Source organism: Saccharothrix luteola, from assembly GCF_020859565.1.
GTDB classification, from domain to species: domain Bacteria; phylum Actinomycetota; class Actinomycetes; order Mycobacteriales; family Pseudonocardiaceae; genus Actinosynnema; species Actinosynnema luteola.
Genome location: NZ_JAJHUO010000001.1, coordinates 327,422 through 343,910, shown reverse-complemented (window position 1 = coordinate 343,910; position 16,489 = coordinate 327,422). Strand labels below are relative to the sequence as shown.

General features: G+C 72.1%; 13 protein-coding genes. 10 read left to right on the top strand and 3 right to left on the bottom strand.

Going from position 1 to position 16,489, the window contains the following annotated elements:
- Positions 1-151 precede the first annotated feature (151 nt).
- From LNK82_RS01355 to lipP1, 10 genes are all read left to right on the top strand, one after another.
- Positions 152-1,798 (top strand): class I adenylate-forming enzyme family protein, encoded by a 1,647-nt coding sequence (locus LNK82_RS01355; RefSeq protein WP_230565027.1) that lies wholly within the window; start codon positions 152-154, stop codon positions 1,796-1,798.
- A gap of 3 nt (positions 1,799-1,801) precedes the next feature.
- A complete protein-coding gene (locus LNK82_RS47500; protein WP_230565026.1) occupies positions 1,802-3,475 on the top strand; it encodes a condensation domain-containing protein in 1,674 nt (557 codons plus the stop codon).
- Complete coding sequence (locus tag LNK82_RS01345; protein WP_308257137.1) at positions 3,472-4,821, top strand: aminotransferase-like domain-containing protein; 1,350 nt, start codon at positions 3,472-3,474, stop codon at positions 4,819-4,821. The genes LNK82_RS47500 and LNK82_RS01345 overlap by 4 nt, the downstream gene beginning before the upstream one ends.
- Positions 4,822-4,929: 108 nt before the next feature.
- Positions 4,930-6,339 (top strand): class I adenylate-forming enzyme family protein, encoded by a 1,410-nt coding sequence (locus LNK82_RS01340; RefSeq protein WP_230565025.1) that lies wholly within the window; start codon positions 4,930-4,932, stop codon positions 6,337-6,339.
- A gap of 4 nt (positions 6,340-6,343) precedes the next feature.
- Positions 6,344-6,640, top strand: a complete 297-nt coding sequence (locus tag LNK82_RS01335; RefSeq protein WP_230565024.1) for a hypothetical protein — start codon at positions 6,344-6,346, stop codon at positions 6,638-6,640.
- The gene (gene hppD / locus LNK82_RS01330) at positions 6,621-7,703 is read left to right on the top strand and encodes a 4-hydroxyphenylpyruvate dioxygenase (RefSeq protein WP_230565023.1); all 1,083 of its coding nucleotides are present in this window, start codon (positions 6,621-6,623) and stop codon (positions 7,701-7,703) included. Before LNK82_RS01335 ends, hppD begins: the two co-directional genes overlap by 20 nt.
- Before the next feature lie 13 nt (positions 7,704-7,716).
- Complete coding sequence (locus tag LNK82_RS01325) at positions 7,717-8,616, top strand: phytanoyl-CoA dioxygenase family protein (protein ID WP_230565022.1); 900 nt, start codon at positions 7,717-7,719, stop codon at positions 8,614-8,616.
- On the top strand, positions 8,604-9,602 hold the full coding sequence (locus LNK82_RS01320) for a thiamine pyrophosphate-dependent dehydrogenase E1 component subunit alpha (RefSeq protein WP_230565021.1): 999 nt from the start codon (positions 8,604-8,606) through the stop codon (positions 9,600-9,602). The genes LNK82_RS01325 and LNK82_RS01320 overlap by 13 nt, the downstream gene beginning before the upstream one ends.
- The gene (locus tag LNK82_RS01315; RefSeq protein ID WP_230565020.1) at positions 9,602-10,570 is read left to right on the top strand and encodes an alpha-ketoacid dehydrogenase subunit beta; all 969 of its coding nucleotides are present in this window, start codon (positions 9,602-9,604) and stop codon (positions 10,568-10,570) included. The genes LNK82_RS01320 and LNK82_RS01315 overlap by 1 nt, the downstream gene beginning before the upstream one ends.
- Before the next feature lie 15 nt (positions 10,571-10,585).
- Positions 10,586-11,485: a LipP1 family hormone-sensitive lipase gene (gene lipP1 / locus LNK82_RS01310; RefSeq protein WP_230565019.1), complete on the top strand. Its 900-nt coding sequence runs from the start codon at positions 10,586-10,588 to the stop codon at positions 11,483-11,485.
- Between the two features lie 131 nt (positions 11,486-11,616).
- Here the strand turns inward: lipP1 and LNK82_RS01305 are convergent, their stop codons facing one another.
- From LNK82_RS01305 to LNK82_RS01295, 3 genes are read right to left on the bottom strand one after another with little or no spacing between them, the layout of a single operon-like run.
- Positions 11,617-12,678 carry an alpha-hydroxy acid oxidase gene (locus LNK82_RS01305; protein WP_230565018.1) on the bottom strand — a complete coding sequence of 354 codons (1,062 nt, stop codon included), beginning with the start codon at positions 12,676-12,678 and terminating at the stop codon, positions 11,617-11,619.
- Positions 12,671-14,458: an ABC transporter ATP-binding protein gene (locus tag LNK82_RS01300; protein ID WP_230565017.1), complete on the bottom strand. Its 1,788-nt coding sequence runs from the start codon at positions 14,456-14,458 to the stop codon at positions 12,671-12,673. Before LNK82_RS01300 ends, LNK82_RS01305 begins: the two co-directional genes overlap by 8 nt.
- Positions 14,455-16,485, bottom strand: coding sequence for an ABC transporter ATP-binding protein (locus LNK82_RS01295; protein ID WP_230565016.1), 2,031 nt, complete (start codon positions 16,483-16,485; stop codon positions 14,455-14,457). Before LNK82_RS01295 ends, LNK82_RS01300 begins: the two co-directional genes overlap by 4 nt.
- Positions 16,486-16,489 lie beyond the last annotated feature (4 nt).

The following is a 16,489-nucleotide window of genomic DNA, read 5'->3' as shown; positions in this document are numbered from 1 at the left end:
AGCCCCTCGCCCGGTTCACGAGACCTGCGGTCGGCGTCGCAGTCGGCGGGACACCGCCCACCGTCCGAACCCACGCCGCCGCCGATGCGGGAACCCCGCTCGGTGGCGACCGTTTTCGGCGGTGCACTGTTCGCTGCAACCAGGAGGTCCGATGAGCGGGGCGAACCTGCGCACCGCGTTGGCGCAGGACATGCGGGTGGGCGCGGGCAACGTGCTGCCCATGCTGGTGGAGCACGGCGCCGACCTCGACGCCCCGCGGATGACCTTCGACGTCGACGTGGACGGCATACCCGCGTGGACCCCGCTGTCGCTGCGCGACCTGGTCGAACGGGTCGCGGCGCGGGCGGACTGGTTCGCCCGCAAGGGGATCGGCCGACGCGACCCCGTCGCGGTGTTCGTCACCTCGGCGGCCGACGTGTTCCTCAACTTCTTCGCGCTCAACCACCTCGGCGCGATCCCGGCGCTGATGAACGGCAGCATGCCGATCGAGATCGCCGCGGAGTTCGTCCGCCGGCTGCGCGGCGTCGGCGTGCTCCTCGACGCCGACCACGCGGCGTTGCGGGACCACGAACTCGGCGTGCCCGTCCTGGGCGACGCGTCGGAGACCGGCACCGGCGACCCCGACCAGGCGCCGCCGCCCTACCGCCACCACGGCGACGACCCCGTGGCGATCACGCACTCCTCCGGCACGACCCGGATGCCGACGCCGGTCGTCCACTCGCACCACAGCCTGTTCGCCGCCGTGCGCGCGGTGCGGCTCACCGAGGCCAGGCCGTACGGCCAGGTGCGCGAGATGTCCGTGCTGCCCGCCGCGCACGCCGCCGGGATCATCGTGGTGAACCAGGCGTTGTGCAACGGCTACGAGCTGCTGTGCCTGTCCGCGCAGGGCGGGCCGTTCGAGCGCAGCGGCGAGGTGGTGCTGGACGCGATCGAGCGCTGGCGACCCACCGGTGTGTTCGGCTTCGCCGTCACGTGGGCCGAGCTGGCGCGGTTCGACCTGGGCAAGCGCGACCTCAGCTCGGTGCGCAACTGGTCCAGCACCGGCGACTGCGCGCACGAGGCGCACATCCGCAAGCTGGTCGCGGTCGGCAGCCACCCGGTGTGGACGCCGGACGGCGTGGTGGACGAGCCGGGCTCGAAGTTCATCGACACGCTCGGCTCGACCGAGATGGGCCACAGCGCGTTCGCCATCAGCCACCGGCCCGGCAGCGACCGCTACGACCGGTGCGTCGGCAAGCCGTACCCGTTCGCCGAGGTGGCGTTGCTGGACGTGACGACGGGCGAGGAGGTGCCGGTCGGCCAGGTCGGGCAGTGCGGGCTCAAGTCGCCGACGATCGCGCCCGGCTACTGGAACGACTCGACCGCCACCTACCGCAGCCGCCTCAACGGCTACTACCTGACCGGCGACCTCATGTACCGGGACGAGGAGGGGTACTACTACCACCTCGACCGGGCCAACGACGCGGTCGACCTCGGCGACGGCGACTGGCTCTACACCGCGTTGTCCGAGGAGCGCGTCCTGGCCCGTTGCCCGGACGTGCGCGATTGCACGGTGCTCGCGTCGAAGCAGGACGACGGAACCCCGGTGACCGACGTGCTGCTGGTGCTGCACGACGGGGCCGATCCGGGGCTGGACCGGGGCGAGGCGGTGCGGGCCGCGCTCGGCGAGGCGGTGGCGCGCACGGTGCGGCGCATCGACGTGGTGCCGGACGGGCAGCTGACCGTCGGGCCGACCGGGAAGGTGCGGAAGTTCCTGATGCGCCAACGGGTCCTGGCGGACGCGCCACACGGGAGGTAGCTCGTGCGGTATCCGCTCTCGTTCGCGCAGGAGTGGGCGCTCTCCCGGCCCGCGGTCCTGTCCCACGCGACCTGGCTGGACGGTCCGGTCGACCCCGTCGCCCTGCAACGGGCGATGGACGTCGTGGTCGCGCGGCACTCGACGCTCCGGACGCACGTCACCGACTCCGGGGAGCAGGTGGTCTCGGAGACGGGGCGCGTGGTGGTGGAGCACGTCGTGCTGCGCGGTGACGTGGAGCGGGCCGAGTCGATCGCCGCGGAGCTGGCCGAGCGGCCGTTCGACCTTTCGCGCGAGCCCTTGGTGAGGGCCGCGGTGATCGAGGTCGGCGTGGACCGCAGGCTGTTCGCGCTGGTGGCACACCGGGTCGTGGCCGATGGTTCCGCGCTGGCGATGCTGCTCGCGGAACTGTCCGCTGTGTACCGCGACGGATCGTCGGAGTTGCCTGGGTCGTGGATGGACTACGGTGATTACGCCGTGTGGCAACGCGAGTGGTTGCGCGGTGAGGAGTTGGCACGTCAGCTGGAGCACTGGCGCGAGGTGTTGCGCGACGTTCCCGGACCGCTGCGACTCCCGGCCGGGCACCGTGCCGCTTCGCTGACCGCGGTGGTCGACTCGGCCGCGGTCCGGCGACTGGCCGCGGTGGCGGAGGAGGTCGGCGCCACCCTGTCCACGGCGGTCCTCGCCGGGTACGTGGTCGTGCTGTCCCGGTACGCGGGCCGGACCGATGTCGTGATCGGGGTCCCGGTGAGTGGTCGCATCAGGGTGGAGCTGGCGCCGATCGCGGGTCCGTTCGCCGACGTGGTGCCAGTCCGGGTGTCCTTGGCGGGTGAACCGGCCTTCGCCGACCTGCTCGTCCGGGTGCGGGACGCCGCGGCACACGCGGTGTCGCACGCCGAGGTTCCGCTCACCGTGCTCGCCGAGGAACTGGGGGTCGACCTCTCCGGCGCGGTGCGGTTCACCTCCCCGCCGCCTGCCACGCCCGCGCTGGACCTGCCCGGCGTGACCGTGCGGAGCCAGGTCGTCCTGACCGTCGCCGCCGAGGCCGATCTCGACTTGCGTGCGGACGAGAACGGCGCACTGACCCTGGACCACCGCACCGACCCGGCGTTCGCCGACTGGTTGCTGTCGTCGGTGGTGGCGGTGCTGGAGCACGTGGCCGCGGACAGCGCGGTGGCGGAACTGCCGGTGCCGGTCCCCGAGGGCACGTGGTCCGCGGCGACCGAGCCGTTGCCGACCGAGCTGTCGCGGAACGGCGCGGTCGGGTCCGCCGCCACAGAGGCCGCTGAGGCTGAGGTGGACGTGAGCCCGGTGCCGTCAAGGGGTGAGATCGAGCAGGTCATGGCCAAGACCTGGGCCGACCTGCTCCGCAGGCTCGACGAGGTCGGCGTGCACGACAACCTGTTCGGCCTGGGTGGGGGATCGCTCACGGCGGTGCGGTTCGCCTCACTCGTCGCCGACACCTACGGCGTCACCCTGCCCCTCCCGCGCATCTTCGCCTCGCCGACCATCGCGGCACTCGCGGAGTTCGTGTCGGCGGAGTTGGAGGCCACCCGAGCGGATCGGGTGGCGGAAGCCGACCGGGCGGCCCGGTTGGCGCAGTTGTCCGACGACGAGTTGGACGACCTGCTCCGCGCCGTCGTGGCCACCCGCGAACGCCGCCGGTCGACCGGGGGGTGAGCACCACGACCACCGCCGCCGAGAATATCGCCGACCTGGCCACCGGCACGCTGTTCGGCGCACTGGAGGATCCCGCTCTGAACTCGATGAATTTCCTCAACGAGGTGGCGATCCACTATCCGGACGCGATACCGCTGGCCGCCGGGAGGCCGAGCGAGGAGTTCTTCGAACTGGAGGACGTGCACCGATATCTGCGCATCTTCTCCCAGCACCTCGGCCGGCACCTCACCGAGGAACAGGTGCGGCGCACCGTATTGCAGTACGGTCGGACCAAGGGGATCATCCACGAACTGGTGGCGGAAAACCTCGGCCTGGACGAGGGCATACCCGTCGACCCGGAATCGGTCGTGGTCACCGCCGGTTGTCAGGAAGCGATGTTCCTCGTCCTGCGCGCGCTGCGTGCCGACGAACGCGACGTGCTGCTCGCGGTGTCGCCGACGTACGTCGGGCTGACCGGCGCGGCCCGGTTGGTCGACCTGCCCGTGCGCCCGGTCCGCACCGGGGAGAGCGGGATCGACCTGGACGACCTGGTCGCGGTGATCCGCCGGGAACGCGCCGCCGGCCGCCGGCCGCGCGCCTGCTACGTCGTCCCCGACTTCACCAACCCGTCGGGGCTGAGCCTGGACCTGGCGACCAGGCAGCGACTGCTGGAGGTCGCGGCGGCCGAGGACGTCCTGCTGATCGAGGACAACCCGTACGGGCTGTTCCACGGCGACGCGGACCGGGTGCCGACGCTCAAGGCCCTGGACGCCGACCGCCGCGTCGTCTACCTGGGCTCGTTCGCCAAGTCCGTGCTGCCCGGCGCACGCGTCGGCTACGTGGTCGCCGACCAGCGGGTAGTCGGCGCCGACGGCACGATCGGCCTGTTCGCCGACCAGCTGTCGAAGATCAAGAGCATGCTCACGGTGAACACGTCGCCGATCGCGCAGGCCGTCGTCGGCGGCAAGCTGCTCGCGCACGGCTGCCGCCTCGCCGGTGCGACCGCCCCCGAACGGCAACTCTACGACCGGAACCTGCGGCGCCTCGTGACCGGGCTGGCGGAGCGCTTCCCACCCGGATCGGGCGTCACGTGGACCGTGCCGACCGGCGGGTTCTTCGTCGTGGTCACCGTCGGGTTCGTGGTGGACGACCGGCTCCTGGAACGCTCGGCGCGCGATTACGGCGTGTTGTGGACACCAATGAGTTATTTCTATGACGACAGTTCGGAAGTCCGCGCGCTGCGCCTTTCGTGCAGCGCCGTCTCGGTCGAGCAGATCGACCTCGGCCTCGATCGGCTGGCCGCACTGATCAATGACGTGCGCCCGACCGGCGAACGTGATGATCCATCGCGGCCGATTGGCCGATAGTGCGTCGGGTGAACCGTGACGTACGATTCTGCCCACTCGGACCGTGATTGATCGCAGAACTTCTGCGAAACTTTTCGAAGAGCTGCGCGGGACCAGGCGGGAGACCTGATGACAAAAGGCCTGGCGTCGCCCGGATTCGAACTCGGGACGAGTCCGGAATGGGTGGACGAGATCCTGCTCCGCGGCGCGGACGACGATGTCTGCCTGTATTCGGGCGGCCCGGTCGACCGGGCCGCGCTGCGCCGGATGGTCACCGACCGGCAGGCGCGCCTGGCGGAGGCGGGACTGCGCGCGGGCGGGTCGCTCGCGCTGCGCCTGCCGCCGTCGGTGGCGTACGTGGCCAACCTGCTCGCCGGGTGGCGCATCGGCGCCCAGGTCAGCCTCCTCGACCACCGGCTGACCGCGTTCGAGGTCGACGCCGCGCTCGGCAGGCTCGCACCGCAGGTGGTGGTCGAGCCGGGACGGATCACCAGCAGCCCGCTCAGCGCGTTCGCCGAGGTGGAGGAGACCGTCACGACCCGCCCCGGCCGTCCCGCGGCGACACCGCACGCGGTGATCCAGTTCAGCTCCGGCTCCACCGGTCCGTCCAAGGTGATCGGCCGCACGGCCGCCGACCTGATCGCCGAGGTCGAGCGGTACACCCGGATCGACGGCGTGCCGCTGCCGGGCGAGCGGATCGTCGTGCTGGCCTCGATGGTGCACGTCCTCGGGCTCGTCGGCGCGCTGCTCTACGGCCTGCACGCGGGCGTGCAGGTCAGACCGCCCGAACGGCTCACCGGCGACAGCGTGCTGGACGCGGTGGCGGCCGAAGCCACACCGGCGACGGTGCTGGGCGTGCCGTTCCACATCGGTCTGCTCGCGTCCGTTGTGGACCCCCCGTCCCTGCCGCAGCTCAAGCGCATGACCACCGGTGGCGAAGCGGTGCCCGCCGCGGCCGCGACCGCCTTCACGGACAAGTACGGCGTGCCGCTGGGCAACATGTGGGGGATGACCGAGGTCGGCGTGATCGCGACCGACCTGTTCGGCGAGCACCGGCCCGCGCTCACCCCCGCGCCGGGCCTCGCGGTGGTCGAGCGCGACGGCGAGCTGCTGGTGAGCCGGCCGCAGTCGCCCTACGTCGGTCTGTCCGACCCGGACCGCTGGGCCGACGGCTGGCTGCGCACCAGGGACGCGGGCGCCGTCGACCCGGACACCGGCCTGGTGACGGTCAAGGGGCGCCTCGACTCGCAGGTGTCGGTCGGCGGGCTGAAGGTCGACCTGACCGAGGTGGAGGCGACGCTGGCCGAACTGCCCGGGGTGGTCGCGGCCGTCGTGCTGCACGATGACGTGATCACGGCCTACGCGCAGCTCGACGCCCCGGCCACGGCGGCGACCGTCCAGGCGGGGCTGGCCGAACGGCTCGCCGCTTACAAGAGGCCACGTCGGGTGCACGTGCTCGACGCGATGCCGCGCACCACGACGGGAAAGCTGGTTCGCGACCGCTCGGTGCTCCGCGAGGTCGCGCGTGGTGGAAGGTGATCCGATGAGGACAGCGGGGGACGACGGCGGGGAACGCGGTGCCGCGGTGAGCCAGGACGGCACCCCCGATCGGGACGACATCCTGGCGATGCTCGCCAGCCTCGACGGCAGACCGGCGGACGACGTCCCCGAGCTGATCGAGTCGATGGAGCTGGCCTGGCTCGTGCACCAGGTGGAACAGCGCTACGGCGTGCGCATGGAACTCGACAGCGGCCAGTACGGCCGCATGACCACCGTCTCGGGAGCCGTTGACGTGCTCCGGGAAGTGATCGGGATGCCTGATGAACATCTCCGGGATTGACCACATCGAGCTGTACGTGGGCGATGCGAGGCAAGCGGCGTTCTACCTCTGCACCGCCTTCGGGTTCAAGGTGTGCGGCCAGGGCGGCCCCGAGACCGGGCTGGAGGACCGGCGCTCGCTGCTGCTGCGGCAGGGCGACATCCAGGTCGTCCTGACCACCGGTCTGGTGCCCGACCACCCGGCGACCGAGTACGTGCGCCGGCACGGCGACGGCGTGGCGGTCATCGGGATCGGCGTGGACGACGTCGAAGCCGCCTACCGCGGCCTCACCGAGCGCGGCGCCGAATCGGTCTCGCCGCCACGCGAGTACGTGGCCGAAGGGGCGGGCGACCAGCGGGTGATCACGGCCGAGGTGTCCGGTTTCTCCGACGTGACGCACCGCCTGGTCGAGCGGCACGGCTCGCGGCGCGCGTTCCTGCCCGGCGCGATCGAGGTGACCGACCCCGAACCGCAAACGGACGACAAGCTGCTGCGCACCATCGACCACATCGCGATCTGCGTGCCCGCGGGCGGCCTCGCCCCGACCGCCGGGTACTACGTGGACGTGTTCGGCTTCACGCAGATCTTCGAGGAGTACGTCGAGGTCGGTGGCCAGGGCATGGACTCCAAGGTGGTGCAGAGCCCGTCCGGGCAGGTCACCTTCACGTTGATCGAGCCCGATCCGCAGCGCCGGCCCGGCCAGATCGACAACTTCCTGACCTGGCACGCGGGCGCGGGCGTGCAGCACGTCGCGTTCGGCACCGACGACATCGTCAAGGCGGTGGGCACGCTCGGCGACAAGGGCGTGCGGTTCCTCGGCACGCCGAGCACCTACTACGACACGCTCGAAGATCGGGTCGGCCACCTGGACGCACCGCTGGACGAGCTGCGCGAGCTCGGCGTGCTGGTCGACCGGGACCACTGGGGCCAGCTGCTGCAGATCTTCACCGAGTCGATGCACGTGCGCCGGACGTTGTTCCTGGAGATCATCGAGCGACGGGGCGCGCTGACCTTCGGCAGCGGGAACATCAAGGCGCTGTACGAGGCGAAGCAGGGCGAACTGTCCGGCACGACGGCCGGCTGAAGGGGTGACCACGGTGCACGAGTTCACGCTGACCGAGCAGGAGCGCGCCCTGCTCCCGACCGACGACGAGGTCCGGTTCTACGCCGAGCACGGCTGGTACCTGTCCAAGAAGGTCTTCACCGACGACGAGGTGGACGAGCTGGCCGCCGCGGTCGACCGGTACTACTCGGGTGAGCGGAGCCGCCGGCTGCCGACCCGACCTCCCCGGCTGGCCTACTGGACGCCCGAGGACGGCGACGTGCAGCGGCACAACGACTACGTGCACTACGAGAGCGACGGCATCGCCAAGGCGTTGCTCAAGCCGCTGCTCGGCGCGGTGGCCGCACGCCTGGCGCAGGCCGACGAGATCCGGGTGTTCCAGTCGACCCTGATCTACAAGCCGCCGATCGCCGCGGAGCCGTCCAACGTCGTGCCCTGGCACTTCGACAAGCACTACTGGTCGTCGTCCTCGTCGGACCGGATGCTCACCGCGTTCATCCCGCTCCACGACTGCGACGAGGAACTGGGCACGATCACCATGGTCGACGGCAGCCACCGCTGGGAGGAGGTCGGCTCGGACGACAGCGCGACCAAGCACTTCGCCGAGCGGGACGCGAACCACCTGGAGGACCTGCTCTCGGTCAACGCGGCGCACAACGGCACGCAGGTGACCAAGATCCCGATGATCATCCCCAAGGGGCACATGAGCTTCCACCACTGCCGCACCTACCACGGCAGCGGACCCAACCGCGCGGCCCGGCCGCGGCAGGCCATCTCGCTGCACCTCCAGGACGGTGACAACGCCTACCGCGAGTTCCCCCTCTCCGACGGCAGCCTCGCCTTCTACAACCACGACTCCGTCGTGCGCCGCACCCCGGACGGCAGGCCCGACTACGCCGACCCGGAGTTCTGCCCTCCGGTGTGGCGGGCCTGACCGTGGTGCGGCCGGCGCCGGACACCGACATCGGCCTGTACCGGACGGTGCGGCTGATCCGCCGGTTCGAGGAGCGGGCGGTCGAGCTCGTCCGCTCCGGCGACATCGTCGGCGGCATCCACCCGTACACGGGCCAGGAAGCCATCGCGGCCGGTGTCTGCGCGGCGCTGCGCGAGGACGACATGATCACGAGCACCCACCGCGGGCACGGGCACGTGCTCGCGAAGGGCGCCGATCCCGCCAGGGTGCTCGCCGAGCTGGCCGGCCGCGCCACCGGCCTGAACCGGGGGCGCGGCGGATCGATGCACGCCGCGGACTTCGCGTTGGGCATCCTCGGCGCGAACGCGATCGTCGGCGCGAACGGCGCGATCACCGCGGGGGCGGCCTGGGCCGCCCGGCAGGAGGGCGGCGACCAGGTCGCGGTGAGCTTCTTCGGTGACGGCGCGGTCAACCAGGGCGTGCTGCTGGAGGCCATGAACCTGGCCGCCCTGTGGCGGTTGCCGGCGCTGTTCGTCTGCGAGAACAACGGTTACGCCACCACCCTGACCGTCGCCGACGCGGTGGCGGGCACGATCACCGGGCGTGGCGCGGCGTTCGGGATGCCGTCGGTGACGGTGGACGGGATGGACCCGCGCACGGTGCTCGACGCGGCACGTGAGGCGGTGGACCGCGCTCGTGCGGGCGGCGGGCCATCATTGGTCGAGTGCCTGACCTACCGGTTCGACGCGCACCACACGTGGGAGCACAGAGCCCGGGTCCGCTACCGCGACGACGACGAGGTCCACAGCGGACGCGAAAGGGATCCGGTCGAGATCCAGGGCGCGCGGCTGACCGGTGAGGAGCGGACCAGGGTCGACGCCGAAGTCGAGTCCACTGTGGACGCGGCGGTCGCGTTCGCGCTCGACAGCCCCCACCCCGACCCGGTGGGCGCGCTCGACCACCTGTACGCCACCGGGATGCGGGCGCGTCCGGGCGGTGGTGGGTGATGCCGTGGTTGTCCTACCAGAAGGCGCTCAACCGGGCGCTCGGTGACGAGCTGGCGCGCGATCCGGCGGTGTTCGTGCTGGGCGAGGACGTCCGCGTGGCGGTCTCGAACGTGACCGCGGGCCTGCTCAAGAGGTTCGGGCCGGACCGGGTGCTCGACACGCCGCTGTCGGAGCAGGCGTTCACGAGCTTCGCCACCGGGGCGGCGTTGCGCGGGCGGCGGCCGGTGATCGAGTTCCAGATCCCGGCGCTGCTGTACCTGGCGTTCGAGCAGATCGTCAACCAGGCGCACAAGTTCTCGCTGATGACCGGTGGTCAGGCCCGCGTGCCGGTGACCTACCTGGTGCCCGGCTCCGGGTCGAAGACCGGTTGGGCCGGGCAGCACTCCGACCACCCGTACGCCCTGTTCGCCCACGCGGGCGTGAAGACGGTCGTGCCCGCCACCCCCGAGGACGCCTACGGCCTGCTGGTCACCGCCGTCCGGGACGACGACCCGGTGGTGGTGTTCGCGCCGGCGGCGGCGCTCGGGGTGCGGGTGGACGTCGACTTCGACGCGCTGGCCCCGGTGCCGCTCGGCGTCGGCCGGATCCACCGCGAGGGCGAGGACGTCACGGTCGTCGCGGTCGGGCACCTCGTGCACGACGCGCTCGCGGTCGCCGATGAACTGGCCGGTGAGGTGTCGGTCGAGGTGTTCGACCCGCGCACCGCGTACCCGTTCGACTGGGACGGGCTGGCCGCGTCGGTGGCGCGGACCGGTCGACTGGTGGTGGTCGACGACTCCAACCGCATGTGCGGCATCGCGGCCGAGGTCCTCGCCACCGCGGCCGAGCGGTTCGACCTGCTCGCCCCGCCGGTCCGGGTGACCAGGCCGGACGGCGCCGTGGTGCCGTTCGCCCTCGCGTTGGACCACGCCGTGCAGCCCGATCGCGCCCAGCTGACGGCCGCGATCCAGAAGGTGCTGAAACACTGACCACGGGAGGTCCGCATGTCACTGGACCCGCAGGTCCGGCCGCTGTACACGCTCTCGGTCGAGGAAGCCCGTGAGGCCGACCTCGCGGCGATCCGGGCGGCGGCGGGCCAGGGCGAGCCGGTGCGCCACGTCACCGACCACCACCTGCCCGGACCGGACGGCGACCTGCCGATCCGGATCTACCGGCCGGTGGACACGGCCGAGCCCCTGCCCACCGTGGTCTACTTCTTCGGCGGCGGCTGGGCGCTCGGGAGCATCGAGACGTCCGACGAGATCTGCCGCGCGCTGGCCAACGCGGTGCCGTGCCAGGTGATCACCGTCGGCTACCGCCTGGCGCCCGAGCACAAGTTCCCCGCCGCCGTGGACGACTGCCGCACGGCCGTCGCCTGGATCGCGGCGAACGCCGCCTCCCTCGGCGTCGACCCCGACCGCCTCGCCGTGGCCGGTGACAGCGCGGGCGGCAACCTGGCGGCCGTGACCGCCCTCGGCACCCGCGGCGAACTCGCGCTCGCCGCGCAAGTGCTGGTCTACCCCAACACCGACCACCGGGGCGGGACGGAGTCCATGCGGGTCAACGACGACCCCGCCGCGTTCAACCGCCGGTCCGTCGCGTGGTACTGGAGCCACTACCTGGCGAGCCCGGACGACGGCCGAAACCCACTCGTCTCGCCGCTGCTGGCCGAGGACCTGACCGGCCTACCGCCGGCCCTGGTGATCACGGCCGAGCACGACCCGCTCCGCGACGAGGGGGAGCAGTACGCCGAACGCCTGCGTGAGGCCGGTGTGCCCGTGGTCGCCACGCGCTACGACGGTGTGGCGCACGGCTTCTTCGCCATGTCGGGTGTCGTGGACGCGGCACGTGAAGCCAGGGCCGAGGTCGCCACCTTCCTGCGGCAGCACCTCACGATCCCGTGAGTCCTACGTCCACGTGCCGAGAGTCCTACGCTCGCGGACCATGAGTTCAACGCTCACGGCGAACGGCGTTAGGCGTGAGCGTTGAACTCAGGTGCTCTGAACGTAGGACTCTCGCGGCGTGAGCGTAGGACTCACGCGACGGTGAGGTGACGGGCCGAGGCCACGTCCGGGCAGCCCGCCAGGCGCAGCGCCGTCTCGAACTCGGCCCGCAGCACGTCCAGCACCGCTGTCACACCCTGCTCACCACCCGCCGCGAGTCCCCACAGGACGGGCCTGCCGACCAGCACCGCCGCGGCCCCGAGCGCCAACGCCCGCAAGACGTCCACCCCGCTGCGAACCCCGCTGTCCAGCAGCACCGGGCACCGCCCGCCCACCGCGGCGACGACCGCCGGCAGTGCGACCGCACTCGGCACCGCACCGTCCAACTGCCGCCCACCGTGGTTGGACACCACCACACCCTGCACCCCGAGGTCGACGGCCCGCGCCGCGTCCCCCGCGTCGAGCACCCCCTTGACCACCAGCGGCAGACTCGTGCGCGCCCGGATCCACTCCAGGTCACGCCAGTTCAACGACGGGTCGAACACCGCGCTGGTGTGCCGGGCGATCACCGAGTCGCCCTCCACCCGCTCACCCACCTCGCCGTCGGTGTTCACCGGCTTCACCCAGGACGGCAGCGCGAACCCGTTGCGCAGGTCCCGCAGCCGCCGCCCGAGCACCGGCACGTCGACCGTCAGCACCACCGCACCGCACCCCACCTCCTCGGCACGGCGCAGCAGCTTCACCATCACCTCGCGGTCGCGCAGCCAGTACAGCTGGAACCACGTCGTGCCGCCCGCCGCGGCCACGTCCTCGATCGGGTCGGAGCTCAGCGTGCTCACGACGTACGGCACACCGGCCGCCGCCGCGGCGGCCGCGACCGCGCGCTCGCCACCGTCGTGGATCAGCCGCTGGTAGGCCATCGGAGCCACGGCCAGCGGCAGCGTCGACGTGACACCGAACAGCTCGCAGCCCGTGTCGCAGGTCGAGACGTCCACCAGCGCCCGCGGCACGACCGCGACCCGGTCCAACGCGGCCCGGTTCGCGGCGAGCGTGACCTCCTCACCGCTGCCGCCCGCGATGTAGTCCCACACGTCCGGCGCCGACCGCTCGGCGGCCAACCGCTCGACGTCCGCCGTCGACCACACGTCACGCATAAGCCGCCGCCTGCATCGAGTACAGCTCGGCGTACAGGCCGTTCGCGGCCATGAGCTCGTCGTGCGAACCGTGTTCCGCCACCCGCCCGCCGGCCACCACCACGATCAGGTCGGCCATGCGCACGGTGGAGAACCGGTGCGAGACGAGCAAGGTGATGGCGCCGGTCCGCCGGCCGACCTCACGCGCGCCGGCCGCGTACCGCTCGAACAACCGGTGCTCGGCCTGCGCGTCGAGCGCCGAGGTCGGTTCGTCGAGGACGAGCAGCAACGGCTCGCGGCGCATCATGGCCCGGCCGAGCGCGAGCTTCTGCCACTGCCCGCCGGACAGCTCCACGCCGTCGGCGTAGGTCTTGCCGAGCCGGGTTTCGACACCGTCCTCAAGGCGGTCCAGGACGTCCTCGGCGCGCGCGCGGCGCAGGGCGTCGTGCACGGCGTCGGCCGATTCGATCTCGGCCAGCTCTCCGACGCCGACGTTCTCACGTGCGAGCATCTCGAACCGGGCGAAGTCCTGGAACCCCGTGGCGATGCGGGCGCGCCACCCGTCCACGGGGAAGCGGGTGAAGTCCGTGCCGTCCAGCGAGACCGTGCCGGTGGTGACCGGGTAGAACCGGCACAGCAGCTTGATCAGGGTGGTCTTCCCGGCGCCGTTCTCACCGACGAACGCGACGGTGCCACCCGCGGGCAGGGTGAGGTCGACGTCGGCGATGACCGGCCGGTCGGTGCCCGGGTAGGTGAAGGACACGCCGCGCAGCTCGATGCCGTCCCGGACGCGTCGGGGCACGTCCCGGTCGGGCGGAGGCGGCGCCTGGCTCGCGACCAGCGCCCGGACCCAGCGCATGTTGCCCATGACCCGCCCGGTGCGCTGCATCTCCTGCAACGTGGCCACGGACGAGGTCACCTGCTGGTTCACCTGTGACGCCAAGGTCAGCACGAGCAGGACGTCGCCCACGCCGCGCCGCCCCGCCACCGCGTCACGCAGCACCAGCAACGTGCCCAACACGTAGGCCACGGCGAAGAACAGCTCACCGCCGGTGCGCAGCAGCACGGCCCGGCGCTCGCCGCGCCACAGCTGCGCCGACGCGTCGTCCCAGGCCCGGCGCTGGCGCGCACGCAGCTCCGACTCCAACCCGCCGACGCGCAGCTCCTTGGCCGACGCCGCGTTCGCCACGAGCCCGAACAGGTGCTTGGCGCGCCGGGACGGCAGCGCCGAACGCTCGCGCGCGCCGTTGACGATCGACTCCGCCCGCCGCCCGAGCAGCACCGGCGGCACGGCCGCGAGCGGCAGCAGCAACAGCAGCGGGTTGAGCCGCGCCAGCAGGACCGCGGTGAGGGAGATCGCGACCAGCAGGCCGAGGCTGTTCAGCAGGCCCTCCATCGAGCCCCACCCGGCCCGGTGCAGCTCGTTGCGCAGCACCTGGATCTTGTCGGCGTACTCGGGTCGCTCGTGGTGCTCCAGCCCGGCCGAGCCGTTGGTCATCTCGATCAGCTCGCGCTCCAGGCGCGGCACCGCGCGGTCGCCGAGCTCGAAGTAGAAGATGTGGGCGAAGTGCCCGGCGGTCAGCGCGGCGATCACCGCGACCACGACCAGCACCGCCGCCACGGACGCGCCCCGGACGTCCCCCGCCAGCGCCGAGTCCGCCAACGCGGCCAGGGCGGGCGCGGCCAGCGGCATCGCCGACGCCTGGGCGATCATGAGCACGATGGCGAGCACCAACCGGTACCGGCTCTCCCGCCAGGCGATGAGGAACAACTCCCAGCCACCGCGAACGACCTCGATCACCGGCCGACCCCTTCCACCACGACGTCCGCCGCCGCGCCATCGACCGCCGGCTGATCTGCCGGGTGCCTGGTGGCCGTGCCGGCGCCCGGCGCGTCGTCGTCCACGGCGTCGGTGTCCTCGGCGTCCTCGGCGTCCAGCCCGCGGGCGAATCGCTTCGCCTGCAAGGCGAACAGGCGTGCGTAGTGGCCGCCCGCCGCGACCAGCTCGTCGTGCGAGCCCCGCTCCACCACGTGCCCGCCGTCCACCACCACGATGTGGTCGGCCCGCCGCACGCTGGAGAACCGGTGCGAGATGAGCAGCGAGGTCACCCCGCGCGTCAGCTCCACGAACCGGTCGAAGAACGCCACCTCGGCGCGCACGTCCAGCGCCGCGGTCGGCTCGTCCAGTACCAGCACCGTCGCACCCGCCTCCAAGGCGTAGAACGCACGGGCGATGGCGATGCGCTGCCACTGCCCGCCGGACAGGTCCGTCCCGCCCGGGTAGGCGCGCGAGAGCGGCGTGTCCAGGCCGTCGGGCAGGGCGAGCAGCGCGTCGGCGATCCCGGCCCGTTGCGCGGCACGCAGCACCACCGCCCGGTCCACCGGCACGTGCGCCGCGCCCAGCGCGATGTTCTCGGCCGCGGTCAACTCGTAGCGCACGAAGTCCTGGAAGATCACCCCGACCTGGCGGCGCCACCGCACCGGGTCGAACTCCGCGATGTCCACGCCGTCCGCGCGCACCGCACCCGACGTCGGCTCGTACAGCCGCGCGAGCAGCTTCACCAGGGTGGTCTTGCCCGCGCCGTTGACCCCGACCACCGCCGTGCAGCGCCCGGCGGGCAGCTCCAGCTCGATGCCGTCGAGCACGGTGCGGTCCGAGCCGGGGTAGTGGAAGCCGACGCGGTCGAAGGCGAGCGACCTGGCGGGCGTGCCCGCGGGCACCTCGAGCCGACCGGGCCGCGGCTGCCCCTCGTCCAGCTCGTCGAGCCGGTCGCGCAACCGTTGCAGCGCGGTCAGCGACTGCATCGCGAACTGCGTGCTGGTGTCCGACTCGGGGTAGTGGCCGCCGAGCGACATCGCCAACGCGACCGCCTGCACCCCGAGCGCCAACGCGGTCAGGCTCACCTGACCGGTCGCACCGAGTTGAGCGGCGTACACCATCGCGGCACCGGCCAGCAGCAGACCGACGGCCGTCAGCAGCAGGTACGGGGTCAGGTAGACGCGGCGGCGCGCCCGTTCGAGGGTGTTGCGCACGGTCTTCCACACGTCCGCGTAGCGATCCGCGAGCCAGCCGGTGAGGCCGAACACCCGGATCTCCTTCGCCGCCACGTCGGTCATCGTGAGCTCGTTGAGGTAGCCGATCTCGCGCATCCTGCCGATGAGGTCGCGCCCCACCCGCGAGTACTTGCGCAACCCGCCGCGCTGGCCGTAGCGGAAGGCCATCACCGCCGCGCCGACCCCGAGCCCCGCGGGCCACCCGATCGTCAGTCCGATGACGACCACCAGGGCCAGCAGGCGGGTGTAGCGGGCGATCAGCGCCACCATGCCCAAGCACGCCTGCCCCGGTGTGCCCCAGTCGCGGTCGAAGGCGCGCACGGCCTCGTTCAGCTCGTCCAGCGTGCGCTGGTCCTCCAACGGCCCGATGCCGACCGGCCGCAGCATCAACGCCATCGCGTCGTCCCGCAGCGCGCTGTCCACCCGTCGGCGCAACTGCTCGCCCAGGGCGTTGCCCACGGGGGTGAGGATCTGGGTGAGCAGGAACGCGGCGGCGGCGAGCAGGAAGATCGAGGTCAGCCGGTCCCAGGCCGCGCTGCCGATCCCGCCGTCGACCGCGGCGGGCACCTCGCCGACCATCATGCTCGTCGCGACCACGAAGGCGACCGGTAGCAGGCCGAGCACGAGGTTGAGCACGGCCAGGAACACGACCAGGCCCACACCCCCGGACGGCAGCAACCGCGCGATCCGCAGCCGCTGCCGCACCGCCTCGTCCACCCAGTTCGCCCACGTGGCGCGCAACCAGGGCGTCGCGGGAGGTGTTCCGGTCGTCATGGCG